The organism is Cellulomonas xylanilytica (genome assembly GCF_007989805.1).
Classification (GTDB): domain Bacteria; phylum Actinomycetota; class Actinomycetes; order Actinomycetales; family Cellulomonadaceae; genus Cellulomonas; species Cellulomonas xylanilytica.
This window is the reverse complement of record NZ_BJUB01000005.1, coordinates 150,916-176,910: the sequence shown is the minus strand read 5'-3', so window position 1 is coordinate 176,910 and position 25,995 is coordinate 150,916. Positions and strand designations below refer to the sequence as shown.

The window sequence follows — 25,995 nt, the reverse complement described above, 5'->3', positions numbered from 1 at the left end:
CGCGGCAGCCCGGTTAGCGTTCCCAGCGTGACCGTCCCCGAGCGCTCCTCCGGCCCGGGACCCGACCAGGCTCCTGAGACCGGCGCAGACCCAGCCGACCGCCCCATGCTCGTCGAGCCCCCGAGCCCTGCCGAGCTCCTCGAGGGGTCCGTCGCCACCTGGCGGGCCGCCCTCGTCGAAGCCGCCGGCGGGTCGACGCTCGTCGACGTCGAGCTCCTCGGCGACGCCGCGCTGGACCTGTCCGCCGCGCACCCGTCGGGGATCTCCCAGCTGTACGCCGGCCGCGAGACGCGACTGTCCAACCTCGTCCGCGAGGGTGCGGCTCTGTCGACCGCGCGCCGTCGCGCCCGAGCCGTCAGCGCGCGCGCCGCGGTCTACGCCCAGCGGTACGGCATCGCGCCCACGTCGCTGGCCATCGGGGTGGCCACCTGGACCGAGCGCACCACGCCCGACATCGCCAGCGACGACGTCGCCGCGCTGGCGTCGGTCACGCGGCAGCGCACCCCGGAGGGGGAGCAGCCGACGGACGCGGCGCCCCGCACCGTGCGCGCACCGGTCCTCCTGCGGCCCGTCACGCTCCATGCCCGCGGCTCCGGCGAGAGCGACTACGAGCTCGCCCTCGAGCCGTCGCTCGAGGTCAACCCGGTGCTCGCCCGCGCCCTGCGGTCCCGTGGCGCGCTGCTCGACCCGGGCGCGGTCGCACGCGGCACGTTCACCTCCAACGGGTTCGACCCCCGGGGCGCCCTGCACCGGCTGGCCTCCCTGGGCGAGGCCGTCCTCGACGACTTCTCGATGAGCGAGCGGGTGGTCGTCGGCACCTTCGTGCACCCCGGCCAGATCCTCGTCGACGACCTCGACAACCTGTCCGGCACGCTCGAGCGCCACGAGGTGGTCTCCGCGCTCGCGGGCGTCGAGGAGTCCCGGAGCCGGCTGCGGCGCGTCCTGCCGACGCCGGTCCGCGGTGACCGGGACCCCGCGCACGAGCGCGGCGTGGGTGACCTCGACCCCGCGCAGCAGCACGTCCTCGACGTCGTCGCGACGGGCACGCACCTCTTCGTCGACGCGCCCGCCGGGGCCGACGTCACCGGCACCCTCGCGGCGCTCGTCGCCGACGCGGCCGCCACCGGCCGCACGGTGCTGTACGTGCCGGGGCACCGTCGCGCGGCGTCCGCGCTCGCGGACCGGCTGACCGCCCTCGGTCTCGGCGACCTGCTGCTCGACGTCGCACCGGAGGCCGGGTGGCGCTCGGCGATCTCCCGCCGCCTGCTCGGCGCCATGACCCTCGAGGCACCCCCGGTCGACGCCAACGGTGTCGTCGCCCTGCGCAGCGAGCTCGTCAGCACGCGGGAGCGTCTGCGGGCCTACGTCGACGCCCTGCACGCCGAGCGCGCACCGTGGGGGGTCTCGGCGTACGACACGCTCCAGCAGCTGGCCCGGCTCACCTCGACCCGACCGACCCCGAAGACGACGGTCCGCCTGTCGCCCGACGTCGCCCGGGTGCTGGACGCGCCCCGGCGCGCGGAGCTGGCGGCCGCCCTCGTGCAGGCCGGGGAGCTGGGGGCGTTCCGGGTCCGCCCGACGGACACCCCCTGGTACGGCGCGGACCTGCGCACGCGCGCCGACGCCGAGAACGCCGTGCGCCGGCTGGAGCGCGTGCTCGACTCCACCCTGCCGGCGCTCGTCGCGCGGACCGCGCAGGTGGCCGCGGAGACCGGGCTGACGCAGGCGACGACGGTGGTCTCCTGGATCGAGCAGCTGACCATGCTCGACGGCGTCCGGGCGGCGCTCGACGTGTTCCAGCCCATCGTCTTCGAGCGCACCGCCGCCGACCTGGTGGCCGCCACCGCCACCAAGGAGTGGCGCGCGGAGCGCGGCATCGACATGGGCTACTGGGTGCGTCGCCGGCTGCGCAAGCAGTCGAAGGACATGGTCCGGCCCGGCCGACCCGTCGCGGACCTGCACGCACGCCTGCTCGAGGTGCAGGCGCAGCGCGAGGTCTGGCAGGCGCACTGCCCGTCCGGCGGGTGGCCGCGGCTGCCCGACGGCCTCGAGCACATCGAGGAGGAGTTCGCCGCCGTGCGTGCCGACCTCGACGCGCTCGACGAGGTCCTCGCGACGACCCCCGGTGGCGGCGGTCTCTCGAGCCTGCCGTTCCCCGCGCTGACCGAGCGGCTGACCCGGCTCCGGTCCGACACCGCCGCGCTCACCGACCTGCCCGAGCGCACGGGGCTCCTGCACCGCCTCCGGTCCGCGGGGCTCGGCGCCCTCGTCGACGACCTGGCCACCCGCCGGATCGAGCCCGCGCTCGCGCCGGCCGAGCTGGACCTGGCCTGGTGGAGCACGGTGGTCGAGGAGATCCTCGGCGAGGATCCCGCGCTCGCCGGGTACGACGGCGCCGCGCTCGGCGCCCTGTCCGCGCGCTACGCGACCCTCGACCGCGCGCACGTCAAGAGCCTCTCCGGCCCCGTCCTCGGGGCGGTCGTCGGGCACGTCTCGCACACCCTGCGCCAGCACCGCGAGCAGGCCGAGGCGCTGTTCGCGGACCTCGTCGAGGAGCGGCTCACGTCGCTGCGGGACACCGTCGTGCGGCACCCCGAGGTCACCCGGCGGCTGCGGCCCGTCATCGCGGCCAGCCCCATGCTGGTCCCGCAGGTGCTGCCGCCGACGCGCACCGTCGACCTGGTGGTCATCGACTCCGCCGCGCACCTGCCCGTGGAGGTCGCCCTCGCCGCCGTGGCCCGCGGCCGGCAGGTCGTCGTCGTCGGTGACGCACGCTGCGCCTCGGGCAGCGCCGTGCGCGAGCTCGCCGCGGTGCTGCCGTCGGTCGCGCTGCGTGCCGACTCCTCGCGCCGCGACCCGTACCTCACCGCGTTCCTCGCTGCGCACGGCTACGCCGGGGTGCTGCGTCCGACGCCGCTGCCGCAGCACCGCCCGCTGGTCAGCCTCGACGTCGTCGACGGCACCGGGATGCCGGACCAGGTCACCGGGTCGGTCGACTCCACGCGGGAGGAGGTCGAGCACGTCGTCGAGCTCGTCCTCACGCACGCGCTGATGCGGCCCGAGGAGTCGCTCGCCGTCATCACCGCCACCCCGACCCACGCCGAGGCCGTCCGCGAGGCGGTCCTGTCCGAGGTCCGCGGCAACCCTGCACTCGCCGCGTTCTTCGACTCCGGCCGGGTCGACCCGTTCGTCGTCACCGACCTGCCCAACGTCGCCGGCCTGCGCCGCGAGGCGATCATCCTGTCGCTCGGGCTCGGCCGCACCCCGCACCGCCGCGTCCTGCACACCTTCGGTCCCATCACCGGACCCGGGGGCGACGCGCTGCTGCTGGACGCGCTCGGCTCCACCCGGCACCGGCTCACCGTCGTCGCGTGCTTCGGGGCCGACGACCTCGACCCCGAGCGGCTGCGCGGCCCCGGCCCGCGGCTCCTGGCGGACCTGCTCGCGTTCGCGGCCCGCCGCAGTGCGGGCGAGGACGTCGCGGACCTGGTGACCCCGCCCGAGCCGACCGACCCGCTCCTGCGGACGCTGGCCGCCGCCACCTCGGCCGCCGACCGGGCGCTGGCCGCCGCCTCCGAGCCCGACCGTCTCCTGCTGGACCTCGCCGAGCGCCTGTGGAAGCACGGCCTGCTGGTCGAGGCCGACCACGGCATCCCCGGTGGCGACCGGATCCCGCTCGTCGTCGGCCACCCCGACCTGCCCGGCGAGATGCTCGTCGCCGTCCTCACCGACGACGCGGAGTACACCGCCGAGCCCAGCGTCCGCGTCCGCGACCGCCTCACCGCCGACCGCCTGGAGCGCGTCGGCTGGAGCGTCATCCGCGTCTGGTCCGCTGCCGCGTTCATGGACCCGCAGGCCGAGGTGGACCGCATCCGCCGCGCTGTGCACGCCCGCGTGCCCGCCCCGGCAGCCCCCCGCACCGCGCCGCTGCAGCTCGGCCTGCTCGACGAGGCCGACGACACCGAGGAGCTGCCGACCCCCGCGTCGACCGCCCGGTCCGCGGCACGCGCTGCGGCACGGGCCGCGGCTCACCCGGCCGAGCCGCGACCGGCCACGGGGGTGTGGTCGACGATCGAGGTGGTCGACGCCGTCGCCGCCGCGCGTGCTGCGGACCCCGCAGCCACGCCTGGAGCGGAGCCTGCAGCCGCCTTCGGTGCTCGCCGTCGCGCCGGGCAGCACCTGCCCGCCCAGGACGCGCTCGCCCAGGACGCGCCCGTCCAGGCTGCGGGCCCGCAGGGTGCCGACGCGGAGGTCGCCGACGCCGAGGTCGCGGACACGGAGGTTCCCGAGTCCGCGGGCTCCGGTGCCGGCCGGACCGCGGACCCGTCCGACGCGCCTGGCGACGACCCGCACCCGCCGAACCGGCCGCTCCAGCTCGCGCTCGCGGTACCCACCCGCCAGCGCCCCGACGTCCGTCGCGGCCTGCCCATCGGTGCCTACAGCGACGACCAGCTCGACGAGCTGGTGGCGTGGCTCCAGTCGGACGAGCAGGAGCGGACCCGCGAGCAGCTGGCGGCCGCCCTGCGGGACGAGCTCGGCATCACGCGCCGGTCCTACCGGATCGACACCGCCGTCCGGAGCGCGATCACCCGCGGCATGCGCTGAGCGGCCCGGGGCGCCTGCGGGTTCCTCCGTGGTGCATGACCGGTGGGATCATCGGACGATGACGTCGCCCCCGCACCCTCACGGTGACCCCCGCGCGCGCCGACCGAGGCGTGCAGTCCGGCACGCGGGCACCGTCGGAGGCGACGACGCCAACCTCGTCTCGTCCCACCCGGTGCAGCCGACGGCGCCGGACACCGTGCCGACGACGCCGCCGGACCGCACCGCCGCGCCCGAGCCGGCCGTCCCGACGCGCAGCGCCGACGACTCCGACGTCGGCTGGGGCGACCGGGAGGCCGGCTCCAACGACGACCGCCTGCACCAGGACAAGCCGCCGCACTGGTAACCCGTGTCACACCCGCGCGAGACGATCGCCGGGCCCCGACCACTCGAACGACCGAAGGAGACCCCCATGGCCGAGGTCCTGCTGTTCCACCACGCCCAGGGCCTGACACCCGGCGTGCGCGACTTCGCGGACACCCTGCGGGCGGCCGGTCACACCGTGCACGTCCCGGACCTGTTCGACGGGCACACCTTCGAGGACATCGAGTCCGGCCTCGCATACGCCGACGAGGTCGGGTTCCCGACCGTGCTGGGACGGGGACAGGCCACCGTCGACCAGCTCCCCGAGGGGCTCGTGTACGCCGGCTTCTCGCTCGGCGTCCTGCCTGCGCAGATGCTCGCGCAGACGCGGCCCGGCGCGAAGGGCGCGCTGTTCTTCCACTCGTGCGTCCCGACCGCCGACTTCGACAGCCCGTGGCCGGCTGGCGTGCCGGTGCAGATCCACGGCATGGAGGCCGACCCCTTCTTCGCCGGCGAGGGCGACATCGACGCCGCCCGCGCCCTGGTGAAGGAGTCCCCCGACGCGGAGCTGTTCGTCTACCCGGGGGAGGAGCACCTGTTCGCGGACAACAGCCTGCCGTCGTACGACCCGGCGGCCGCGCAGCTCCTCACCGAGCGCACGCTCGCCTTCCTCGCAGCGGTCCGGTAGCGGCCCGCCCGCGCGGCAGTCCGCTCGGCTGATGCGCCGCCCGCGCGACGGCCCGCTCAGGTCACGCGCCGCCCGAGTCGGGGCGTCCGCGTGCCTTGCGGCGGGTCGTCCTGCCTCCCACGAGGAGGCAGGACGACGTGCCTTGCGGCGGGGTCGTCCTACCTGCCACGAGGTGGGGTCAGGACGGGCGCGGGGCTGCCGGGCCCGGGGGGATGGACGGGGGCAGGTCGGTGCCCGACGGCGGCGTCGCGACGTCACGCGCCGTGCCGGTGGCGCCCGTCCCGAGGCCGCTGGCGCCGGCGTCGTTGACGATGGCCGGCGAGGGGCGGGCGGCGAGCAGGTCGCGGATCTCCTGCAGCAGCAGGATGTCCTCGCCGGGAGCGGCGGGCTCCTCCTCCTCGCCGCGCTTGCGCCGCGCCGCGAGGGCGTTCAGCGGGAGCACGATGAGGAAGTACACCGCGGCGGCGGTGAACAGGAAGAGGATCAGCGCGTTCAGGATCAGCCCGAACGAGAAGACCGCGTCGTTGACGGTGAACGACCAGACCTCGCTCAGGTCCTGCTGGCCGAAGATCGCCGAGATGAGTGGCCCGATGAGGCCGTCGACGATCGACGTCACCACCGCGCCGAAGGCGGCACCGATGACGACACCGACGGCGAGCTCGATCGCGTTCCCGCGGCTGATGAAGTCCTTGAACCCTTGGAACACCTTCGCGGTGCCCTTGAGGCCCTGCCGTGCTCCGGTGATCCCGGCGTTGAGCCTGTCGGTCACGTCTGCCCCCTCGGGGTGGATGGCGGGTGGTCCGAGGTGGCCCGGGTGGCCGTCCCCGGTCGTCGATCATGGCACGACGACTGCGGACAGCAACGCGGACGCGGCGGCGCCGGCGAGCGCGGGTGCCTCGTCCGGGGACACGGCGAGCAGGACGGGGACCGAGTCGTCGCCGGAGCCGCCGAGGCCCAGCGGGCTCTGCGCCGACGCGGTCCGCTGGGCGACCGGCAGGACGAGCGCTCTCGTCGCGACGACCCCGCCCGGCCCGCCCTCCGCGGTGGCGGCCAGCACGTCGACCCGCATCCCGGGCGAGAGCAGCCCGGCGACGGCCGGGTCGGCGAACCGGACCGTCGCGACCACGGTGCCGGGTGGCCCGCGGACGTCGTCGTCGGCGAGCAGGCCGGGCAGCACGGGGGTGCCCGCCGTGAGCGGCACGGCCGTCGCCGCGTCGAGCACCGCGTCAAGGTCGGTCGGTGCGTCGTCGGGCACGACCCCGACGGGGAACCGGGCGAGCCGGACGTCCGTGCTGGTCAGCGGGGTCCCGGCCGCGAGCGGCCGGGAGGCGACGACCACGGGCGTCGTCGGCGGGTCGGCCGGTCGCAGCGCCTGGACCGTGCACGCGGCGGCGATGCCGAGGAACACCGCGGCGACGGCGAACCGCGTGCGCCACAGCGTCGCGCGCACCGCCAGGGGGATCGGGCGTCGGCGGTGGGGGAGCGGCGGCGGCCGACCGGCGAGGACGTGGGGCTGCATGACGGCCGACGCTAGGCGCGCCTCGTCCGGCGGCACGGGCCGTCCCGGGTGGGTGGGGGGTCGGCGTGCGGCGCGCGGGGCTGTGGGCGGCTCGGCACGCAGCGACCTCGGACCCGGTCCGGGCGATGGGCGTGGAGCACGGCAGCCACCGTGAGAGCTGCTGCGGGCGCGTGCTCGTCCAGACAGGCGCCCGCAGCCAGGGACGACCCCGGACCCCGTGCGAAAGAGGTCGGCGCCGCCACCCGGAGGGTGACGGCGCCGAGACGCTCAGGACGGCTGGATCAGGACGACGCCGCCGGCTTGGCCGCCGGGGCGGTCGAGGTGGACGACGACGAGGTCGAGGAGGTCGACGAGGACGAGGTCGACGACGAGGAGGTCGACGACGCCGGCGTCGCAGCGGGCGTGGACGCGGCGGGGCTCAGGGCGGTCGACTTGGCACCGGCGCGCGCGTCGTTGCGGTAGAAGCCGGAACCCTTGAACACGACCCCGACGGAGGAGAACACCTTGCGCAGGCGTCCCTCGCACTCGGGGCAGACGCTCAGCGAGTCGTCGCTGAACGACTGCACGATCTCGAAGGCGTGACCGCACGCCGTGCAGGCGTAGGCGTAGGTGGGCACTGAAGGTCTCCTGGCAGCTGATCGAGCGGGCGGAAGGTCTGGCACTCGCGTCGTCCGAGTGCCAATCCTAACCGCTCGCTCCCGCGGCACATTCCGCACGTCCGCGCCGGGCGCAGCGACAGCCGGACGCGGGACGGCAAAGTACCCTCCGAAGCGTGTCTCGTCGTCGCCTCGTCCGTCTCTCCCTGATCACCGTCGCCGCGGTGGTCGTCGTCGCCCTGGTCGCGGTCATGGTCACCGCGGTCATCGTCGTGCGACGGCCGTTGCCGGAGGTCGCCGGTGAGCTGGAGCTGCCGGGGCTCGACGCCGAGGTGACGGTCACGCGCGACGACCGCGGGGTGCCGACGATCACCGCGACGACGTCGGAGGACCTGTTCCGGGCGCAGGGCTACGTGGCCGCCCAGGACCGCTTCTTCGAGATGGACTACCGCCGCCACGTGACGTCGGGGCGGCTGTCGGAGCTCGTCGGCGAGAACCCGGACGCGCTCGCCGCGGACAAGGTGATCCGGACCTTCGGGTGGCGCCGGGTGGCCGAGCAGGAGTGGGGGCTGCTCGAGCAGAGCACCCGCGACGCGCTCCAGGCCTACGCGGACGGCGTCAACGCCTACCTCGACGGCCGGGACCCCGGCGCGATCGCCGTCGAGTACTCGGTGCTCGGGGTGCGGCTGGACCTGCGTGCGCCGGCGCCGTGGGACCCGGTGGACTCGCTCGCGTGGCTCAAGGCGATGGCGTGGGACCTGCGGGGCAACTACGACGCGGAGCTGGAGCGTGCCGCGTCGTACTCGACGATCGGGGACGTCGCGCGCGTCGACGAGCTGTTCCCGGCCTACCCGCAGGACCTGAACCTGCCGATCCTCACCGCCGCGGACCTGCCGGCGACGCTCCCGGAGCAGACGTCCGCGACGACGACGACGCTCGACCTGGACAGCGCCGACCTGCAGGCGGCGATGGCGTCCGCGGCAGCCGCCCTGGACGCGGTGCCGAACCTCATGGGCGACGGCGAGGGCGTGGGCTCCAACTCCTGGGTCGTCTCCGGCGAGCTCACGGAGTCGGGCAAGCCGCTGCTGGCCAACGACCCGCACCTGGGCATCTCGGCACCCGGGATCTGGGAGCAGATCGGCCTGCGGTGCGAGGACGTCTCCGCGCGCTGCCCGTACGACGTCACCGGCTTCGCGTTCGCGGGGATGCCCGGGGTGGTCATCGGCCACAACGCCAAGCTCGCCTGGGGACTGACCAACCTGGGCGCCGACGTGACGGACTTCTTCCTCGAGCGCGTCGACGAGGGCACCACCCGGCTCGACGGCGCGCAGGTGCCGGTCACCGAGCGCGTCGAGGTCATCCACGTCAACGGCGGTGACGACGTCCGCCTGACGGTCCAGGAGTCCGTGCACGGGCCCCTCGTGTCCGAGGTCCTCGACCTGCAGGGCGTCGGTACGGCGCCGGTCCCGGACGGTGCGCCGGGCCGGCGGTTCGACGTCGCGCTCGGCTGGACCGCCCTGCAGCCGGGCCGGACGATGGACGCGGTGCTCGCGATGAACGTCGCCGAGGACGCGGCGGACATCCAGGCGGCCGCCGCCCTGTTCGACGTCCCGTCGCAGAACATCGTCTTCGCGACGACGGACGGGCACATCGGCTACCAGGCGCCCGGCCGCATCCCCGTCCGCGCGGACATCTCCGGCGGGCCGGTCCCGTCGGACGGCACGTGGCCGCGCCCGGGCTGGGACAGTCGCTACGAGTGGCAGGGGTTCGTCGACCCGACCGCCATGCCGCGCGCGCTCGACCCCGTCGAGGGCTTCATCGTGACCGCCAACCAGGCCGTCACCCCGGCCGGCGTCGGCCCGTTCCTGACGGACGACTGGGACTACGGCTACCGCGCGCAGCGGATCCGCGAGCTCCTCACGGACGCCACGTCGGGCGGCAAGGTGAGCGTCGCCGACATGGGCCGGATCCAGGTCGACCAGCACAGCCCGTACGCGGACGCGCTCGTCCCGGTGCTGCTCTCGCTGGACATCGAGGACGCGTTCCCCGACATCGAGGTCGCCTTCTACGACGACGGGCAGGAGCTGCTGCGCACCTGGAACCGGGTCCAGTCGGCGGACTCGGCGGCGGCGGCGTACTTCGCGGCCGTCTGGGCGGAGATCCTCTCGTCCGCGTTCGCCGACGACCTCCCGGACGGCTACGGGCCGTCGGGCGGCTCGCGATGGCTCGAGGTGGTGCGCCGGCTCGTCGACGAGCCCGCCTCGCCCTGGTGGGACGACAAGTCGACCCCGGGCGTCGTCGAAGGCCGCGACGAGGTGCTGACCCGGGCGATGGTGACGGCGCGCCGCGAGCTGACCGCGTCGCTGGGCCGCGAGGCGACCGACTGGCGCTGGGGACAGCTCCACCCGGCCGCCCCGGAGCATCCCGTGCTCGGTGGCTCGTCTCTCCCCGGGGTGGTCCGCGGGCTGGTCAACCCCGAGGCGGTGGCCGTGGGCGGCGGGTCCTCGATCGTGGACGCCACTGCCTGGGACGCCAGCTCCGACTCGTTCGCGGTCACCGCGGCACCGTCGATGCGCATGGTCGTCGACCTGGGCGACCTCGACGCGTCGACGTGGGTGACGCTCACGGGCGCGTCAGGTCATCCGGCGAGCGTGCACTACGCCGACCAGCTGGGCCCGTGGTCGCGGGGCGAGACGTTCCCGTGGCCGTTCACGCAGGCTGCGACCGAGGCGGACGCGCGGGACCGGCTGACCTTCACTCCGTGATGAGGTGCCACTCCAGCGGCGTCGCGACGGCGTCGACGAGGCGGTCGTGGCGCTCGCGGGGCAGCGGGCGCTTCTGGGCGTCGTAGAGCTCCTCGGGGAACACCAGCGCCACCACGGGGGCGCCGGGGCGGAGGTGCTCGAGGGCCCGGTCGTACCAGCCGCCGCCCTGGCCGAGCCGTGCGCCGGTGGTGTCGACGGCCAGCGCCGGCGCGATCACGACGTCGGCGTCGGCGAGCGCCGCAGCACCGAGCGTGGGACCGCCGGGCTCCGGCGGTCGGCCCGGGGCGCGCTCACGCAGGTCGTCGGGACCGGCGTACTCCGCCCACTCGCGCTGGAGCCCGCTGCCGAGCACGGGCAGGAGCAGGCGGACGCCGCGGGCGGCGAGCGCCTCGAGCAGGGGACCGGTGCCGGGCTCGGTGACGCGGGACGCGTAGACGGAGACGCAGGTGGCGTCGGCGACCGCGGGGATGGTGAGCACGACGTCCGCGAGGGCGTGGGCTGCGGCGTCGCGCTGTCGCACGGAGCGGATCTTGCGGGCGTCGCGGATGGCGACCCGCAGCCGCTCCTTGACGTCCTCCACCTCGTCCCCCTCGGACACGCGCGGATACGGCTGGGCGACGCTGCTCATGGGAACAGTGTCGCCCACCGGGCGCCGCTGGGAGGACCGACCGAGGTATGACTTGTGAGGCCGGCCACGTGGTGACCGACGCCATAGCGCGGCCCCGTCATACCCCGGCTAGGGTCCCGTCATGACGATCCACAAGGCAGTCATCCCCGCTGCGGGTCTGGGAACGCGGTTCCTCCCCGCCACGAAGTCGACGCCCAAGGAGATGCTCCCGGTCGTTGACAAACCGGCCATCCAGTACGTCGTGGAGGAGGCCGTCAAGGCCGGTCTCGACGACGTCCTGCTCATCACCGGTCGGTCGAAGCGCACGCTCGCCGACCACTTCGACGCGGTACCGGAGCTCGAGGCAGCCCTCGAGGCGAAGGGTGACCTGGATCGGCTGGCCAAGGTCCGCGAGTCCACCGACCTGGGTCACGTGCACTTCGTCCGCCAGGGTCAGCCGAAGGGTCTGGGGCACGCCGTCCTGCAGGCCAAGCACCACGTCGGGCAGGAGCCGTTCGCGGTGCTGCTCGGGGACGACCTGATCGACGAGCGCGACGAGCTGCTCAGCACGATGCTCGCCCTGCAGGAACGGACCGGTGGCTCGGTCATCGCGCTGCTGGAGGTGCCGCCCGCGCAGATCTCCATGTACGGCTGCGCGGCGGTGGAGACGTTCGACGGCGCCGCTGATGCCGACCAGGTCCGCATCACGGCCCTCGTGGAGAAGCCCCCGGCCGACGAGGCACCCAGCAACCTCGCCATCATCGGCCGCTACGTGCTGCACCCCGCCGTGTTCGAGGTGCTGGAGAGCACGGAGCCCGGGCGCGGCGGCGAGATCCAGCTGACCGACGCCCTCGCGACCCTCGCCGGTCTGCCGGCGTCCGAGGGCGGCGGTGTGTACGGGGTGGTGTTCCGCGGTCGGCGCTACGACACGGGCGACCGCCTGGACTACCTCAAGGCCGTCGTCCAGATCGCGGTCGACCGTCCTGATCTGGGACCCGACTTCCGTGCCTGGTTGGGCGAGTTCTCGCAGAGCCTCTCCGACTGACCTCCTCGGCGGGGCACAATGCCCGCATGAGATCGGTCCAAGATCACCTCGCGGCCGTGCTGGCCTCCGTCGGACCGGTCGCACCGCTCGACGTCGTGCTCCGTGACGCCGTCGGCTGCATCCTGGCCGACGACGTCACGGCCACGCACGACCTGCCGGCGTTCGCGGTCGCTGCGCGGGACGGGTACGCCGTCGCCGCGTACGAGACCGCGGGCGCCGGCTACGCGAGCGCGCAGTCGCTGCCGGTCGCGCACGACGTGCGGCCGGGTGCGGGGCCGCTGCGGCTCGTGCCCGGCACCGCCGTGCGCGTCGCGTCCGGCGCGGCGCTGCCGCTCGGCGCCGACGCCGTCGTGCCGCTGGAGGAGACCGACCGGGGCGCGGCGCGCGTCGCGATGCAGCGCCCGGCGGTGCCGGGTCAGCACGTGCGCCCGGTGGCGTCCGACGTGCGTGCGGGCGACGTCGTGCTGGAGGCGGGGACGCGCCTGGGCGCCCGGCAGCTGGCGCTGGCCGCGTCGATGGGTCGCGGGCGCCTGCGCGTCCACCCGACCCCGCGCGTGGTCCTGCTCTCGGTGGGCGACGAGCTGGTCGAGCCGGGCACGCACGCCGACCGCTCCGGGCACGGCGTCTTCGAGACCGACGGGCACGCGCTCGAGGCCGCCGTCCGGGACGCCGGGGCAGCGTCGGTCCGGGTCGGCATCCTGGGCGACGACCGTGCGGTGCTGCGGGAGGCGATCGAGGACCAGCTGGTCCGCGCCGACCTGCTGGTCATCACCGGCGGGCTGTCCGAGCTGACGCACGACACCGTGAAGGACGTGCTGGCGACGATGGGCAGCGTGCGGCTGGACCAGGTCGCCATGACGCCCGGGCAGCGGCACGGGTTCGGCACCGTGGCGGACGACCTGGCCAGCGACAAGTCGGTGCCGATCTTCGCGCTGCAGGGGCACCCCGTCGCCGCGCAGGTCTCGTTCGAGGTGTTCGTCCGGCCGGCGCTGCGGGCCATGGCCGGGCACACCGAGGTGTTCCGCCCGTCCGTCGCCGCCGAGGCCGTCGAGGGCTGGGTCTCCCCGCCGGGGCTGCGGCAGTTCGTGCCCGCGACCGTGCTCGGGTCACCCGACGAGGGGTACCGCGTGACGCCCATCGGTGACCCGTCGGCGCCCACGGTCAGCGCGCTCGCGCACGCCAACGCGCTCGCGGTCGTCGGCGAGCACGACCTCACCGTGCACCCCGGACAGGTGGTCCACTGCCTGGTGCTGGAGGGCTGATGGTTCCCGGATGGCCCGCCGTGCTCGTCGAGGGAGACGTGCGCCTGCGCCCGCTGCGGCGGCGCGACCAGGACACGTGGATGGCGCTGCGCGCACAGAACGCGGCGTGGCTGGAGCCGTGGGACGCCACGAGCCCGGTCCCCGTGACCGGTCCGCGGCCCTCGTTCGGTGCGTTCGTGCGGACGTTGTCCGCGCAGGCCCGCGCCGGGGTCACGCTGCCGTTCGCGATCGACCACGCCGACCGCCTGGTCGGGCAGCTGACCGTCTCCTCGATCATCTACGGCTCCCTGCGGTCCGCGGCCATCGGCTACTGGGTGTCCGAGCACGTCGCCGGGCTCGGCATCACCCCGACCGCCGTCGCGCTGGCCACCGACCACTGCTTCGAGTCGCTCGGGCTGCACCGCGTCGAGATCAACATCCGCCCCGAGAACGGTCCGTCGCTGCGCGTCGTCGAGAAGCTCGGGTTCCGCGACGAGGGCGTTCGGGAGAAGTACCTGCACATCCAGGACCGCTGGTGCGACCACCGCACGTTCGCCCTGACCGTCGAGGACGTCCCCGGCGGGCTGCTCACGCGCTGGCGGTCGCGCACTGTCGGGTGACGCACAGGCCGACACGCCGTCGCGGTCCCGGGCGGGTGCTGCCCGGACGCCTACCGTCGTGACGTGAACGATCTCGCAGGACCGGTCGCGCTCGCGCTGGTCGGCCTGTGGGTGGCGTACCTGGTGCCGCACAAGCTGCGGCACCGGCAGCAGCTGCTGGAGTCCCGCGCGGACGACCGGTTCTCCGAGGCGCTGCGCGTGGTCGCGGTGAGCGACCGGCGCAACCGCCCGGAGGCCGCCGCCGGGGTGACGGTGAGCAGTACCGCGGGGCTGCTGACCCCGGGCAAGGGGCTCCCGGTGGCCACCGGGAGCGCGACAGGAGGCACCACCGTGGACCGACCGCACGGCACCCAGGACAGGATCACCGCCGACGCGGCCCGCCGCGCCGCGCAGGCACGTGCTGCCCGGGCGGCGTCCGTCGCCCGTCGCGGGGCAGCCGCGCGCCGTCGCGCGCTCCTGGCCGGGTTCCTCGTCGTCGCGACCGTCGTCGGCTGGGCCGCGGTCGGTCTGAGCCCGCTGGTCACCTGGGTCGCGGGCGTCGTCCCCACCGTCCTGCTCGGCTCCGTCCTCGTGCTCGGCCGACGCGCCGTCCTCGCCGGTCGGGAGGCCGACGAGGCCTGGGAGCAGAAGATCGCCGACGAGCGCCGCACGGCGTCCGGTCCGCGCACGGGCGCCATGCGTGCCGTCGCGACGGCCACCGCCGCCAAGCCCGTCGCCCCGGCGGCCGACGCTCGCGTCGAGGCGCCGGTCGAGGCTCCCCTCGAGGCGCCGGCGGCCTTCGTCACCGGGCGGGCCGTGCACCCGTCCGACGCCAGCACCGAGGTGTTCGCGCGCATCGTCGAGGACAAGGGCGAGTCCGACGGCCCCGCCCGGCACGCGTCGACCGGGCAGGTGCCCGTGGTCCGCCGGTCGGTGAGCGAGCACTCCGCCGACGCCCCGGAGCAGGAGGACGAGGCCTGGTCGCCGGTGCCCGTCCCGCGTCCGACGTACACGATGAAGCCCTCCGCGCCCCGCCGCGAGCCGGCCCCGCTGGAGAACCTGGAGGGGTCGACCGCCGCCCGCACCGCGGAGGCCGACGCACCCGCCGACGCCGAGCGCCCCCCGCTCGAGGCGCCCGTCGAGACCACCGGCAGCATCGACCTCAACGCGGTCCTGGCGAAGCGTCGCGCCGCGGGGGAGTGACCCCCCGGATTTCGCGATCAGCCGGGGCCTGGTGTTAGTCTTTAGGCCGCTCGCGGGGCTGTGGCGCAGTTGGTAGCGCGTCTCGTTCGCAATGAGAAGGTCAGGGGTTCGAATCCCCTCAGCTCCACCCGAGGAAGCCCTCGTCCGACCAGGCCATACAGCCCGGGGAGGCGAGGGCTTCTGGTTTGTCATTCGAGACGGACGCCATCGCGCGCACCCCCCGCGCACCCCGAGCCCTCATTGAGCCTGCTGAGACCCGCCTGATCGGCCCCGGTCCCGAGGAAGTGCAGGTACCGGTTGGTCGTCGCGATCGACTCGTGGCCGCACCACGCCTGGACCGTTCCGGGGTCGACGCCGCGCGACAGCCAGAGGCACGCGGCCGTGTGACGAAGGTCGTGCAGGCGACGGCCACCGCCGGTTGTTGCCCAGTGCAGCGTCCTCACGACGGCCGACCGATGCAGCTGCGCACCCTGTGCCGTCGTCAGCAGCAGATCGCCAGCAGCCTTGCCGTTGGTGAGGTCGCGAACGATCGGAAGAACCCGGTTCGCGAGCGGAACTCGCCTAGAGGTCCGGCCTTTCGTCGCCTTGCGCCCGACGCCCTCGGGGTCGGACCGACGCACGAGCAACCCAGGTGTCGGCACCTCGACGAAGTCCGCGACGATGAGCGCGCGGGCCTCGGCCCAGCGAAGGCCGGTCCAGCCGAGCACCAGAAGGACGTTGGCCAGCGTCTCGTCACGCTGCGCCCAGAGCTCGAAGTGGCGTTCCAGGTCAGCCTCCGTGAACGGGTTCATCTCCGCCCTCTCGCGCGAGCTCCTAGGCACCGCAACCCCTGTGACGGGGTTCGTAGCGATCAGCCTCTCTCGCACGCACCACGCGAAGAACGTGGAGAGGCTGGCCCGGTATCGGACGACGGACGTGTACTCCAACGGCTTCGGTGCGCGGCCTCGAGCGCCGGCCGAGCGGCGGGGTGCGGTCGAGAGCAGGGACTCGAACGACCGGGCGACATCGCGACCAGTGACGGCCGACAGGTGCATCCGCTGCAGCGAGATCGGCATGAGCCGGGCTAGGTCCCTGTCCGCTCGGTAGGTCTTGAGCGCGACCGTGTATTCGCGCATCATCAGCCAGCGCTCGAGCACCCTTCCCGTGGGCTCCTTGCCCGCTCTGGGATCAATGCCGCCGTCGAGCGCGGCACGCTCTCGCTTGAGCCACGCGGCCGCTTCGGCTTTCGTGTCGAAGGTGCGGGACCCGACGCTGAGGCGACCGCTCTTGAGCTGCGCCCGGAACCGGCCACCCGGTGTCTTTCGGATCGTCACGACGCAGCCCCCTCGAGCCAGGCGAACAGATCCGACTTCTTGTACCGCGGCAATGACGGGGAGAGCCACGTGACGCGCGGGCCCCTTCCGGCCAGCCGCCACCGGCACACCGTCGACGGCGCGACCCTGAGCCACAGGGCCACTTCCTCGGTAGTCAGGTACTCATCCATGGTTGCCCCCTGCCCTCATCCCACTGTGGTCTTTCCAGCCGCCTAAGCCGGGTTGGTCGTGCGCTGGTCCGCCCGCCACCGGGCGTACTCCCGGGCCCGTGAGGCAGCGGCGTCGGCGAGTGCCTTGTCCCCTGGGCGTGGCCAGCCCGAGCCGTCGTAGGTCCACGAGCCGACGACCAACGTGGTCTCCTCGTCGTCGGCCATGAGCCGCTGTTCTAGCTCGCGGGTGTCGAGGGGTGTCGCGCGGTGCCTAGCGTCGACGGCCAGAGACTGAAAGCGCCGGCGGGCGCGTCGCAGGGCGCCGAGAGTCACTGAGTAGCGGCGGGACTTTGTCGAGAAGTGACCGCGAAAGCCGAGCATCGACGCCCACCGGCCCAGCAGCGCATAGGGGTTGTGAGCGCAAGCTCCGCACAGACGGGGGTGTCGGTCGCCGGCCCGCTCCTCGCACGCGAACGGGCAACCGGCGAGCGCACGAGCAGACAGAGCACGGCAGAACTCCGTGAGCCTCGCCAGGTGGGGAAGAAGGTGCTCCGGGTCAGCGCCGGCCGACTTGGTCGAGTATTTCGCCAAGTAGCCGGCGACCTGCTCAGCGGTGATCTCATCGCCCGCGACCGTGCCTTCACGGACGATCCTGACGTGGGTTTGGGCTCCGAAACGCAAGATCCGTTCGACGTCCCGGTCGTCGAGGGGCAGCGCGGTGCAGGTCACGGCGGCCGCAGCGTGGCCAACGGCGTGCTGGAGCATTGCGGCGCCGATCGGCGCAGGAGATCCGGCACCGTCGGGTCCGTCCATCCGCACGAGCGCGTGGAAGTGCACCAGGCCACGCGCCTGGAACTCGGCGACCTTGGCGTACTCGAGGCGGGCGTGGTGCTTGAGATCGCGGTCCCGCAGCCCGAGCTCGACGGCCAGCTGACGGCGCAGCGCGATCGTGAAGCGACGCCAGAGCTCAGGCGCGTGCCACTGCCAGACGATCGCCGACACGGTGTCGTAGCAGTCACCGCACAGCGGCGCACCCACCCGGGGATCGTCGGGGGAGTGGTTGGCCCAACACGTCAGGCGGCGGCCGTGCGGGCACATCGCCAATCGCGTGCGCGGGTGGCAGGGCTCCTTCCCGTCTCGGATCCGGTGAACTGGACCGAACGATGGAGCGGTCAGGGTGACGAACAACAGCGGGTTCGCGTTGACGGCGGCAGGGACGCCTTTGCCGCCGTGCAGGCCGGTGGAGATCAGCTCGAAGGTGTCACGTGCATAGAGGCGAGAGCACGACGGGCAGACGGCTTCCCGGCGATTGCCGCACGGCTTGTACAGGAGCCCCATGGGCTCGTCGACAGAGCGGAACGTGCTCACGATCTCGCCCGTACGCAGATCGACGGACTCCGATCGCCCGACCAGCCGGACCGGATGGACGCAGTTGCTGGCCTTGGCGAGCGCGCCGGCCAGGGCAGGCATGGTCCCGTCTGCAAGGCGCCCCACGATGGACTCCACCTGAGCCGGACCGAGCTCGCCCAGGTCGAGGGGAGCCTGCGGGCCGTGCCCCCGAAAGCCACCGCTCGTCCCCGTCGTCATCACACCGCCTCAGAGTCCTCGGGTCCGCTCGCGCTCCGCGGACTGCGGCGGCGCGGGCGAGGCGCCCCGTCCATGTCGGCTGTGACGACCGAAGCGAGGGGGACAGGAGTGCGGTTCTCATACCAGTCGACAGGCGCGGCTGGTGCCGGGTAGCGCTCTGCAACCGTCCGGATGACGTCGTCCGGCCAGAAGTCGGCTCGAACTCGTTCGACGACGCCGTCGTCCCGCACGACGTAGCCGGCCCCAGGCATGGTCCTGTCGATCCGATGTGCGGGAGCCACATCGCCGTAGCCGTCACCGAGGACCATGCGCGTCTCGGACGACGAGGCGAGCCGCAAGGCGATCGTCTGGGTGAACAGCTCACGCATGCCGACGGTCTCCTTGCGCGGGTCCTGGACGAACGCCACGACCATCACGCCCAGTGCGCGCCCCTGGGTCAAGATCCGCTTGAGGAGGGTGTTTCCTTCGTTGACGACGTCACGCGAGGCATAGCCCGTCAGGACAGCGAGCTCGTCGATCAGGAGCACATGCGCGGGGTCGCCCGGTGATGGCTCGAACTGGCGCGACCTGCCCCTCATGGCGCCCTGCCGCTCGACGATCACCTGCTGCAACGACCTCAGGAGCGTCAGAGCGGACTGCTCATCCATCGCGACGGACGAGAACATGCGGGCGCCGACCGCCACCTCGACGCCGCCCTTGAGGTCGATTCCCCACAACCGCACCAGGCCAGCGTGGGCGGCCGGAGCCAGGTTGCCGGCGATGCCCCAAAAGATCGACCCCTTGCCGGCACCCGACCGTCCGACGACGAGCGTGTGGAGACCATTGAGGTCGAGCCGCCAGGGCGAGCCGTCCGAGCGACGACCGAGGGTCACGGCGTCCACCTCGAGCTCGTGCGGGGCCTGTGGCGTCGTGGGCTCGTGGAGCAGTTCGCGCATTGTCAGGGCGATCTCGACGACACCCGGTGCCACGCGACGCGACTCCGCGGACTCTGCCTCGAACGCCGTCGCTATAGCCTCGACCGCCTGGTTCAGGTCATCGACGGTCTGGCCCACGGCGGCGCGAACACGCAGCGAGAGCGTGTTGTCGCTCGCGTGCACCCTCAACAGGCGGGGGATCGTCTTCCGCTTTCCTCGTTCCCAGGGCCACGCCAGCCCGCACCGCTCAGCCACCCGGGCCCACTCCTTGCGTGCCCGACGCCGCCAGCCGTGACGACGGAGCGGACCACCGAGCACTCCTTCGTAGGTCAGTGGACTCAGCGCTTCCCAGGCGGCTCGGAAGGCACACCAGGCCGGCACCACCCAGAACACCGCGACCCCGGCTGCCTCGTGATCGGCGATCAGCAGCACGTTGCCGATCACGAGGCAGACCAGGATCGTGCGCCACGACTGGGCGGTCCAAGACACGAAGTGCCAGAACGCGCTGCCCAGCCGGATCCAAGCGGTCCGGTCCATCACGCGGCCTTGGTCAGGACCCTGGTGTGTGCCGCTGCCTGGAGCTCGAGGCAAGGAAACGTGCGCAACGGCGGCACGAGGTCCCCCCGGCAGAACACCTTGAACTCCGCCGCCGGCCATGCACCGCCGCTCCAGACTGCGAAGCCGTGGCACGTCCTGGTGGGCTCGTAGACCGTGACGTGGTCCAGAGCGAGTCGCCAAGCCAGGTACTCGGCAGCCGCTTGACAGGTGACGTGCACCGACACGATGCCGTGACCGATGTCGACCGACCGGACATGACCGTCGACCATTGCCACGATGTCGGCCGCCATCACCAGCAGCTCGGGAATCGTCGGCCCTACCTCCGCCGAAGCGTCGCAGGTCTCTGTGGCAGTCAGCGCGGACATCACGCCGCCGCCTTCGGCTCCCCGACCCTGGCCGACTGGCCCGGTGTGGCGAAGCCTTCCGCCCGGAACGACCACGCGATGCGGGGCCGCTTCCCCGAGTCGTCGACGTACGGCAGTGCCGTGAGGCCCACGAACTCCACCGGCGTCCACGGCAGTGGCGAGTTGTTCTTCGGCGGCACCGGCTGCACCTCTGCAGCGAACTTGACCGTCACACCGATCTCGCGGCGGCCGACCTCGTCGTCGCCATCGATGACCGTGCACTGCCACAGCCGGAGGCCGGTCTCCTTGTCATGCTGCTGGGGTCGCGAACCGTCCGGGCGCTGCTCGGCCTGGAAGTCCGTGACGGGCTCCACGAGCCCGCGCAGGTAGGCCCCCTTGGGGAACACCGTCTCGTGAGCGATCTCGAAACGCTTGGCGATGGCCATGATGTCGACTCCTTGCGCTCATGTGTGGGCTATCTGCCCACGACCAACGAGACCGCGATGGAGTGGGACGGCGTCACCCCGTTGTGGGACGTTTCGGGACGTCCTAGGATGGGTGCAAACGTCCCAAGACGCCCTGGAGGCGTGATGACGAACGAACGGCTCCGCGCAGCGATCACGGACGCGGGACTCTCGCTCCAGCAGTTCGGCGAGAAGGTCGGGGTCGATCCCAAGACGGTCGAACGCTGGATCAGCACTGACCGGATCCCGCATCGGACGCACCGCATGAGCGCGGCGAGCATCCTCGGCAGGTCCGACGTGTTCCTGTGGCCCGCCACCGACTCAGATCCGCGCACCAGGTCCGCCACCCGCGCCGAGTTCCTCGACCTCTATCCCAGCCGCGCCGCACTGCCGGTCTCGACCTGGGAAGAGCTCATCGACAACGCACGAGAGGCGATCGACCTGCTCGCATTCGCCGGCAGCTTCCTGCACGACGGCATCCCTGAGTTCGCTGAGCGGATCGCAGCGCGAGCGAAGAGCGGCGTCCGCGTCCGCCTGCTGTTCGGAGACCCTGAGAGCCCCGCCGTCGCGCTCCGAGGCGAGGAGGAGGGCATCGGCGAGCTGATGGCCGCCAGGTGCAACCTGACCTGGAAGTACCTCACGCCGTTACTGGGAGATGTCGCCGGCATCGAAGGACGGAAGCACGGCAGCACGCTCTACGCCTCGCTCTTCCGGTTCGACGACCAGCTGCTCGTCAACCCGCACGCCATTGGAGCGCCCGCCGGCCACTCACCGATCATGCACGTCAACCGGATCCCCGGCGGCCGTCTCTTCGCGCACTACATGGAGTCCTTCGAGCGCACCTGGCAGGCCGCCAAAACTGTCTGAGCACCCGTACGCTCGAAGACATGGCTCGCATCGACTACATCGATGACCCCAATGCTCCGGAGATCAACTCCGTGGTGCCCTCCGTCGTCGCGATCGTGCAGGACGACGAAGGTCGCGTACTGATGATCCACAAGACGGACAACAACCGCTGGGCACTTCCCGGAGGCGGTCACGAGCCTGGTGAGAGCATCGCCGACACCGTGATCCGAGAGGTCAAGGAAGAGACCGGTTACGACGTCGAGGTGGACACGATCACCGGCACTTACACCAACCCGAACCACGTCATGCAGTACGACGACGGGGAGGTGCGCCAACAGTTCTCGATCGCTTTTCGTGCACGGCTCCTAGGGGGCGAGAGGGCCACCAGTTCCGAGAGCGACGAGGTCGAATGGCTCACGCCAGACCAGATCGAATCCCTGGACCTCCACGCATCGATGCGGTTACGGCTCGAGCACGCCCTTAAGGGCTCCGGCCGGCCATTCATCGGGTAGGCCGAGCTGCCGTCTCGCTCGCTCAGCGGAGGCAAGCAGCTCACCTCTTGAGCGGCTGACCGCCCGATGCACGGGACTGGAGTCGGGATATCTGCTCAGGATCTCGGCGATCCGGGTCTCAGGCTCGGTAAGGCTGCCGTCGGGCGCCGTCACGAGGTCGAGCAGGGTGAGGGCATCGAGCTCGCTTGGCTCGGCGGCGGGCATCGTGGAGAGCAACGACCTCAGCCCACGCTCCTCGGCCTCATATTCGGCGCCCGTGTGATGCGCCACGAGGCTCACGACCTCAACGGGGGCGCCTTCGGCCGCGAGGAATGCCGCGCCGTCGAGGGCATGCAGTCCCGTCATCGACAGCTCCTCGGCGTAGCCCAGGTCGTGGAGCCACGCAGCAGCAGCCACGTCAGCCGAGATTTTGCCTGCTGCGGCCAGTCCATCGGCGAGCTCGCCTACCGTGCGCACGTGGTTCCAGCGTCGACCGAGGCCCGAGAGGTACTCGGATGCCACCTTGGAGGCATTCTCGGGACTCCACATGGCAACTAATCCTGCCGCACCGTGCTGATGTGGGGGGTCGGCGGCCGGATGAGCCGCACGGACCGTGTCGGTCCGCTGCGCCGCCGCTAGATGACACCTGCCGGCTAGCTCGGCTCACGTGGGGTCAGGACGTCGTCCATCGCCAGAATCTTGAGCAGCAAGCGGACCGGTGGTGAGGCGGCGACCGTGAGCGGACCGTGGCCGTAGCAGCGTCCGATGAATCGGGCGCCGGCTGAGTCCATGAAACTTACTCCCACGGCATCGACGAAGATTGGTAGCCGGTGCTCACGGGCCGTGCGTCCGGCTTCGTCCAACTCGTCGGTCAAGTCGACGTCGATGTCACCGGTCAGCGTGACCTGGACGGCAACATCGGTCACCGTGACGTGCACGGTTCCTGGAAAGTTGGAGCCCACGACGTCGCTACTGTGCACGACCTGGACCGCCTCTCGTGGCTGGACGCGCTCCGCTTCTTGGCAGGACTCTAGAGGTCCGGAGACCTTGGCTGACCGAGCGGGCGGTAACGGGCTGACGCACTTATCGTCGGTCCGTGATCTCGCCTTCCGATCCCTTCGCGGGCGAGGATCGTGACCGCGACGGTGGGCTGCGATCCTCACACCCGCCGTCCAGGTTCGTGCCGGTGCACCGGTGGGTGGTGGACACCGTCGCCCAGCTGCATGATCTGCGTGAGGGGGTGCGCCGCGAGATCAACGCCCGCGCGGTGCAGCATCCCGACCGACGCCTCGACCGGGTAGCCCACGACCTGGTCCTAGTCGCCTCCGAGCTGGCAACCAACGGGATCCGTCATGGTCGACCCCCGACCATCGTCGAGCTTCTGCAAGACGGCGCCCGCTTCCTGCTGACCGTGGCCGACCACGACCTGAGTAGCGAGCCGCGCATAGTCGGTGACCGCCCGCCGGGACAAGGAGGCTTCGGACTGCAGATCGCCCGGCGCCTGTCCCGAGACGTGGGCTGGTACCGCACGGACACGGTCAAAGTCATCTGGGCTGAGATCGGCCCGTAGCCCCGAGCGAAGGCCTTGACGGCACGGCGTCGGTCCTACCGTCCGTTGTCGTTCGTGAGTCCCTGGAGCACAGTTGCGGCCACTTGCGGGAGGTCGACATTGCGGTCGCCGGCGGCGCTGCGCAGGATGGTGAGGGCTTCCTCGGCGGTACAACTCTGGCTGTGCATCATGGCGCCGATCGCCTGGTCGATGGCGGCCTGCGCGGCGAGGGCCTTCTGGAAAGCCGCGACCTTGTCCTCCAGGTCGGTGACGTCGAGGACGAGGCCCATGACCAGGCCGATCTGCTGGGCGTACATGTCGGCTCGCACGATCATGTCGCGCGTCCACGGGTCGTGTTCCTCTGAGTACACGTTGAACGCGATCTCGGCGCCGGAGCCGACGTAGGCGGGGAAGGCGGCGGCGGACCGGAAGCCGGCGCTCAGTGCTGCCTGGGTCCAGTCGTGCCAGCGGTCCTCGACGACGAGGTCGTGGACGAGGATCACGCGTAGCTCGTCCATCGCCTCGATGCAGGCGCCGGAGTTCTGGCGGGTTTCGACGTCGTCGCACTGGCCGGCGCGGTCGCTGCTCGAGGCGGTCCGTCGTGTGTGTCCGGCGCGACGCAGGATGATGCTGCACTCACTGCTCATGCCTAGGTGGGTGGCGGCGTGGAGGGCGAAGTCGCCCAGGCACCATGCTGCGAGGGCTGCCTCGGCCTGCGGTTTGCCGCTCAGATCCATGTTGTCGGTCATCGCGATCCTTGGGTGCTCGCCGGTCGCGGATCGGTCGCGGAAGGGGGAGCTGCGGACGGCGACCCGGGAGACCGGCGCCTGTCCACCATCGCACAGTGCGGCCTCAAAGGCGCCGGCCCGGGGCGAGCAATCGTCTCAGCGCTACTGGGCTTCACGGATAACCTGTCGAGCGGTCCGGCTCAGGGTAGAGCGGGCTTCGAGAGTTCGGTGCAACAGGTGGTCGTCGGCGGCGTCCATGTCGAGGCCGAGGTTCTGGGCCAGCACGCCTTTGGCCTGTTCTACGACGACGCGGCCCTGCAGGGCGGATTCGACGCGTTCGGCGAGGTCGCCGTCATTGAGCTGGGTGGGTTGCGTCAGGGCCAGGGTGGCGACGTAGGCGAAGTTCTGGCCCAGGGGAAGTGCCGCAGGCCCGAGCGGGTCGGGCGACTCGGAGAACACGTTGAGGGCGCCGAGCGGCCGCCCGCCCCACGTCATAGGGAAGGCGTGCACGGCCAGGAACCCGGAGTCCACGATCGCCTGCCCGACCTGGTCCCAGTGCGCGACGAGGTCGGCTTCGCCGACGGCGCTGACCGGTTCACCGCTGCGTGCTGCATCTACGCAGGGGCCGTGGTTCTCCTGTGCTTGGTAGAGCTCGAGCTCGGTCGCGCGGTGCGACGTCGCACTCAACAGCTCCAGCTGGCGATGGCCGTTGTGGACGAGCACGGCGACGGCTCCAGCGGGCATGAGCGCGGCGCAGTCACGAACGAGGTCGGACAGCAGGTCGGTCGTCTCCTGGTTGCGCACGAGCGCGCCGAGCACGTCGGTGAGGGCCTGCTCGGGGGTGCGGTCGGTCATGGCTCGTCTCCTTTCGTGCTGTCGCCCGGTCTGTCGAGCGATGCGGCGCCGGTGTGCGGAGGCGTGAAGTGAAGCCGTCGTTCGAGGACCTCGGTGGCGACGCCGTCCAGGTTGGTCCCTTCGGCGAACGCGTGCGCGCGCAGAATTGCGAAGGCGTCCTCGGTTCCGACACTCAGCTGGGCGACGATCATGCCGGTCGCCCGATGGACCCGGGCGCGATCCGACCATCCCGAGAACGGGGTCTGCCTGCGCGCGCTCGGGTCGTCCAGCAGTGCCGCGCCAACGGAGTCCGCCAGGAACTGGGCGTCGTCCAGGCTGTGGGCCAGCCCGCCGGTGCGTAGGTAGACCGTGATGACACCGATGGTGGCTCCGCCCGGGTGCATGGGGATCGCCCACACGGTCAGCGAGCCGGTCAGAGCGCCGGCCAGCGCGGAGAACATGGGGAACGCCCTGTCCCGGAATCCATCGACCTCGGTGACCACCGCGGTGCCGCTGTTGTAGGCGTCCTGACCCGGTCCCTCCCCGAGGACATCTTGCAGGTCCTCGATCTGGGCGGAAACACCGTTGGACGTGCTCAGGGTGAGGCGCTGGGTGGTCGTCGACGCCAGGGTGATCGCCCCGCCGTCCGCGCCGAGGACCTCGACGTAGGCCCGGCACAACCGCACGGGCAGCGGCTCGTCGGCCGGTGCAGAGGCGATCACGCGTGCCAACTGGGTGAGCACAGTGATTCGGTCGCTCACGGGCCACCTCCGGCACTCCCGCCAGGCCGCACGACAGGTTCTGTGCCTGCGGGATGGCCGGAAGCGGTCGCCTCGACCAGTTGCTCCAGGCTAGGCCCGATCGGCGCCGACGGCGGCCTGGAGTTATCGCGGTCTCACGGAACCCGATACGGCCGGTTGGTCACTCATGTCGCGCTCGTCCGACTCTCGACCTAGCCTTCTTGGGCGCAGTCGCACTGGTTGGCCCGGTCACTGGTCGACCTGGCGGATCCCCTCAGGTTCAGTCGGAGCCTTGCCGCGGAGACCCGTC

At 72.3% G+C, this 25,995-nt stretch carries 26 protein-coding genes and 1 tRNA gene; 12 read left to right on the top strand and 15 right to left on the bottom strand.

Annotated elements, in window-relative coordinates; all coding sequences use genetic code 11:
• Positions 1 to 27 precede the first annotated feature (27 nt).
• The 3 genes from CXY01_RS20830 to CXY01_RS09610 are packed head-to-tail and all read left to right on the top strand — an operon-like array spanning position 28 to position 5,593.
• Positions 28 to 4,605, top strand: coding sequence for a PDDEXK-like endonuclease domain-containing protein (locus CXY01_RS20830; RefSeq protein WP_307724390.1), 4,578 nt, complete (start codon positions 28 to 30; stop codon positions 4,603 to 4,605).
• Positions 4,606 to 4,663: 58 nt separating this feature from the next.
• Positions 4,664 to 4,948, top strand: coding sequence for a hypothetical protein (locus tag CXY01_RS09615; RefSeq protein ID WP_146927203.1), 285 nt, complete (start codon positions 4,664 to 4,666; stop codon positions 4,946 to 4,948).
• A 3-nt stretch (positions 4,949 to 4,951) separates the two neighbouring features.
• On the top strand, positions 4,952 to 5,593 hold the full coding sequence (locus tag CXY01_RS09610; protein WP_307724389.1) for a dienelactone hydrolase family protein: 642 nt from the start codon (positions 4,952 to 4,954) through the stop codon (positions 5,591 to 5,593).
• Positions 5,594 to 5,771: 178 nt separating this feature from the next.
• On the opposite strand, the gene mscL is transcribed toward CXY01_RS09610, so the two are convergent.
• From mscL to CXY01_RS09595, 3 genes are all read right to left on the bottom strand, one after another.
• Positions 5,772 to 6,362, bottom strand: a complete 591-nt coding sequence (gene mscL / locus CXY01_RS09605; protein WP_246125204.1) for a large conductance mechanosensitive channel protein MscL — start codon at positions 6,360 to 6,362, stop codon at positions 5,772 to 5,774.
• Positions 6,363 to 6,428: 66 nt separating this feature from the next.
• Positions 6,429 to 7,112: a Flp pilus assembly protein CpaB gene (gene cpaB, locus CXY01_RS09600; protein ID WP_146927201.1), complete on the bottom strand. Its 684-nt coding sequence runs from the start codon at positions 7,110 to 7,112 to the stop codon at positions 6,429 to 6,431.
• A gap of 281 nt (positions 7,113 to 7,393) precedes the next feature.
• Positions 7,394 to 7,729, bottom strand: a complete 336-nt coding sequence (locus CXY01_RS09595; RefSeq protein ID WP_146927200.1) for an FmdB family zinc ribbon protein — start codon at positions 7,727 to 7,729, stop codon at positions 7,394 to 7,396.
• Positions 7,730 to 7,884: 155 nt separating this feature from the next.
• On the opposite strand from CXY01_RS09595, the gene CXY01_RS09590 reads away from it, so the two are divergent.
• Positions 7,885 to 10,473 (top strand): penicillin acylase family protein, encoded by a 2,589-nt coding sequence (locus CXY01_RS09590; RefSeq protein ID WP_371862762.1) that lies wholly within the window; start codon positions 7,885 to 7,887, stop codon positions 10,471 to 10,473.
• Here the strand turns inward: CXY01_RS09590 and CXY01_RS09585 are convergent.
• Positions 10,463 to 11,101, bottom strand: a complete 639-nt coding sequence (locus CXY01_RS09585; RefSeq protein ID WP_146927199.1) for a 5-formyltetrahydrofolate cyclo-ligase — start codon at positions 11,099 to 11,101, stop codon at positions 10,463 to 10,465. The genes CXY01_RS09590 and CXY01_RS09585 overlap by 11 nt on opposite strands.
• A 121-nt stretch (positions 11,102 to 11,222) precedes the next feature.
• Here CXY01_RS09585 and galU point away from each other — a divergent pair, with 121 nt between their 5' ends.
• The 5 genes from galU to CXY01_RS09560 all read left to right on the top strand — a co-directional run bounded on the left by galU (position 11,223) and on the right by CXY01_RS09560 (position 15,295).
• Positions 11,223 to 12,125: a UTP--glucose-1-phosphate uridylyltransferase GalU gene (gene galU, locus CXY01_RS09580; RefSeq protein WP_146927198.1), complete on the top strand. Its 903-nt coding sequence runs from the start codon at positions 11,223 to 11,225 to the stop codon at positions 12,123 to 12,125.
• Between the two features lie 26 nt (positions 12,126 to 12,151).
• Positions 12,152 to 13,387: a molybdopterin molybdotransferase MoeA gene (locus CXY01_RS09575; protein WP_146927197.1), complete on the top strand. Its 1,236-nt coding sequence runs from the start codon at positions 12,152 to 12,154 to the stop codon at positions 13,385 to 13,387.
• Positions 13,387 to 13,986, top strand: coding sequence for a GNAT family N-acetyltransferase (locus CXY01_RS09570; RefSeq protein WP_146927196.1), 600 nt, complete (start codon positions 13,387 to 13,389; stop codon positions 13,984 to 13,986). Before CXY01_RS09575 ends, CXY01_RS09570 begins: the two co-directional genes overlap by 1 nt.
• Before the next feature lie 63 nt (positions 13,987 to 14,049).
• Positions 14,050 to 15,168 carry a SepX/GlpR family protein gene (locus tag CXY01_RS09565; protein ID WP_146927195.1) on the top strand — a complete coding sequence of 373 codons (1,119 nt, stop codon included), beginning with the start codon at positions 14,050 to 14,052 and terminating at the stop codon, positions 15,166 to 15,168.
• Positions 15,169 to 15,222: 54 nt separating this feature from the next.
• A tRNA-Ala gene (locus CXY01_RS09560) sits at positions 15,223 to 15,295 on the top strand.
• A gap of 61 nt (positions 15,296 to 15,356) precedes the next feature.
• On the opposite strand, the gene CXY01_RS09555 is transcribed toward CXY01_RS09560, so the two are convergent.
• The 6 genes from CXY01_RS09555 to CXY01_RS09530 form a co-directional block, all read right to left on the bottom strand.
• Positions 15,357 to 16,481, bottom strand: coding sequence for a tyrosine-type recombinase/integrase (locus CXY01_RS09555; protein ID WP_146927194.1), 1,125 nt, complete (start codon positions 16,479 to 16,481; stop codon positions 15,357 to 15,359).
• On the bottom strand, positions 16,478 to 16,651 hold the full coding sequence (locus CXY01_RS09550) for a helix-turn-helix transcriptional regulator (RefSeq protein ID WP_146927193.1): 174 nt from the start codon (positions 16,649 to 16,651) through the stop codon (positions 16,478 to 16,480). Before CXY01_RS09550 ends, CXY01_RS09555 begins: the two co-directional genes overlap by 4 nt.
• 42 nt (positions 16,652 to 16,693) lie before the next feature.
• Positions 16,694 to 18,100 (bottom strand): replication initiator, encoded by a 1,407-nt coding sequence (locus CXY01_RS09545; RefSeq protein ID WP_146927192.1) that lies wholly within the window; start codon positions 18,098 to 18,100, stop codon positions 16,694 to 16,696.
• A 116-nt stretch (positions 18,101 to 18,216) separates the two neighbouring features.
• Entirely contained in the window at positions 18,217 to 19,668 is a 1,452-nt protein-coding gene (locus CXY01_RS09540) for an FtsK/SpoIIIE domain-containing protein (RefSeq protein ID WP_146927317.1), read from the bottom strand.
• Positions 19,668 to 20,057 carry a hypothetical protein gene (locus CXY01_RS09535; RefSeq protein ID WP_146927191.1) on the bottom strand — a complete coding sequence of 130 codons (390 nt, stop codon included), beginning with the start codon at positions 20,055 to 20,057 and terminating at the stop codon, positions 19,668 to 19,670. Before CXY01_RS09535 ends, CXY01_RS09540 begins: the two co-directional genes overlap by 1 nt.
• Positions 20,054 to 20,479: a plasmid replication, integration and excision activator gene (locus tag CXY01_RS09530; RefSeq protein WP_146927190.1), complete on the bottom strand. Its 426-nt coding sequence runs from the start codon at positions 20,477 to 20,479 to the stop codon at positions 20,054 to 20,056. Before CXY01_RS09530 ends, CXY01_RS09535 begins: the two co-directional genes overlap by 4 nt.
• A 144-nt stretch (positions 20,480 to 20,623) precedes the next feature.
• On the opposite strand from CXY01_RS09530, the gene CXY01_RS09525 reads away from it, so the two are divergent.
• Together CXY01_RS09525 and CXY01_RS09520 are read left to right on the top strand one after the other, a co-directional pair.
• A complete protein-coding gene (locus CXY01_RS09525) occupies positions 20,624 to 21,364 on the top strand; it encodes an XRE family transcriptional regulator (protein WP_246125202.1) in 741 nt (246 codons plus the stop codon).
• A 20-nt stretch (positions 21,365 to 21,384) separates the two neighbouring features.
• Positions 21,385 to 21,855 carry an NUDIX hydrolase gene (locus CXY01_RS09520; RefSeq protein ID WP_146927189.1) on the top strand — a complete coding sequence of 157 codons (471 nt, stop codon included), beginning with the start codon at positions 21,385 to 21,387 and terminating at the stop codon, positions 21,853 to 21,855.
• Here CXY01_RS09520 and CXY01_RS09515 read toward each other — a convergent pair.
• Complete coding sequence (locus tag CXY01_RS09515; RefSeq protein WP_146927188.1) at positions 21,805 to 22,383, bottom strand: HD domain-containing protein; 579 nt, start codon at positions 22,381 to 22,383, stop codon at positions 21,805 to 21,807. The two genes, CXY01_RS09520 and CXY01_RS09515, sit on opposite strands and share 51 nt — an antisense overlap.
• Before the next feature lie 104 nt (positions 22,384 to 22,487).
• A complete protein-coding gene (locus tag CXY01_RS09510) occupies positions 22,488 to 22,796 on the bottom strand; it encodes an STAS domain-containing protein (RefSeq protein ID WP_146927187.1) in 309 nt (102 codons plus the stop codon).
• 134 nt (positions 22,797 to 22,930) lie between these two features.
• On the opposite strand from CXY01_RS09510, the gene CXY01_RS09505 reads away from it, so the two are divergent.
• Positions 22,931 to 23,404 (top strand): ATP-binding protein, encoded by a 474-nt coding sequence (locus CXY01_RS09505; RefSeq protein WP_146927186.1) that lies wholly within the window; start codon positions 22,931 to 22,933, stop codon positions 23,402 to 23,404.
• A 35-nt stretch (positions 23,405 to 23,439) separates the two neighbouring features.
• On the opposite strand, the gene CXY01_RS09500 is transcribed toward CXY01_RS09505, so the two are convergent.
• The 3 genes from CXY01_RS09500 to CXY01_RS09490 form a co-directional block, all read right to left on the bottom strand.
• The gene (locus CXY01_RS09500) at positions 23,440 to 24,132 is read right to left on the bottom strand and encodes a GAF domain-containing protein (protein ID WP_146927185.1); all 693 of its coding nucleotides are present in this window, start codon (positions 24,130 to 24,132) and stop codon (positions 23,440 to 23,442) included.
• A 141-nt stretch (positions 24,133 to 24,273) separates the two neighbouring features.
• The gene (locus CXY01_RS09495) at positions 24,274 to 24,966 is read right to left on the bottom strand and encodes a GAF and ANTAR domain-containing protein (RefSeq protein WP_146927184.1); all 693 of its coding nucleotides are present in this window, start codon (positions 24,964 to 24,966) and stop codon (positions 24,274 to 24,276) included.
• On the bottom strand, positions 24,963 to 25,706 hold the full coding sequence (locus CXY01_RS09490) for an ANTAR domain-containing protein (protein ID WP_146927183.1): 744 nt from the start codon (positions 25,704 to 25,706) through the stop codon (positions 24,963 to 24,965). Before CXY01_RS09490 ends, CXY01_RS09495 begins: the two co-directional genes overlap by 4 nt.
• Positions 25,707 to 25,995: the final 289 nt, after the last annotated feature.

Coding starts and splice junctions, on each gene's coding strand:
- galU (WP_146927198.1), top strand. CDS start 11,223: ATGACGATCCACAAGGCAGTCATCCCCGCTGCGGGTCTGGGAACGCGG.
- CXY01_RS09570 (WP_146927196.1), top strand. CDS start 13,387: ATGGTTCCCGGATGGCCCGCCGTGCTCGTCGAGGGAGACGTGCGCCTG.
- CXY01_RS09575 (WP_146927197.1), top strand. CDS start 12,152: ATGAGATCGGTCCAAGATCACCTCGCGGCCGTGCTGGCCTCCGTCGGA.
- CXY01_RS09615 (WP_146927203.1), top strand. CDS start 4,664: ATGACGTCGCCCCCGCACCCTCACGGTGACCCCCGCGCGCGCCGACCG.
- CXY01_RS09545 (WP_146927192.1), bottom strand. CDS start 18,100: ATGCCTGCCCTGGCCGGCGCGCTCGCCAAGGCCAGCAACTGCGTCCAT.
- CXY01_RS09540 (WP_146927317.1), bottom strand. CDS start 19,668: ATGGACCGGACCGCTTGGATCCGGCTGGGCAGCGCGTTCTGGCACTTC.
- cpaB (WP_146927201.1), bottom strand. CDS start 7,112: ATGCAGCCCCACGTCCTCGCCGGTCGGCCGCCGCCGCTCCCCCACCGC.
- CXY01_RS09520 (WP_146927189.1), top strand. CDS start 21,385: ATGGCTCGCATCGACTACATCGATGACCCCAATGCTCCGGAGATCAAC.
- CXY01_RS09525 (WP_246125202.1), top strand. CDS start 20,624: ATGACGAACGAACGGCTCCGCGCAGCGATCACGGACGCGGGACTCTCG.
- CXY01_RS09500 (WP_146927185.1), bottom strand. CDS start 24,132: ATGACCGACAACATGGATCTGAGCGGCAAACCGCAGGCCGAGGCAGCC.
- CXY01_RS09515 (WP_146927188.1), bottom strand. CDS start 22,383: ATGTGGAGTCCCGAGAATGCCTCCAAGGTGGCATCCGAGTACCTCTCG.
- CXY01_RS09585 (WP_146927199.1), bottom strand. CDS start 11,101: ATGAGCAGCGTCGCCCAGCCGTATCCGCGCGTGTCCGAGGGGGACGAG.
- CXY01_RS09495 (WP_146927184.1), bottom strand. CDS start 24,966: ATGACCGACCGCACCCCCGAGCAGGCCCTCACCGACGTGCTCGGCGCG.
- CXY01_RS09550 (WP_146927193.1), bottom strand. CDS start 16,651: ATGGATGAGTACCTGACTACCGAGGAAGTGGCCCTGTGGCTCAGGGTC.
- CXY01_RS09530 (WP_146927190.1), bottom strand. CDS start 20,479: ATGGCCATCGCCAAGCGTTTCGAGATCGCTCACGAGACGGTGTTCCCC.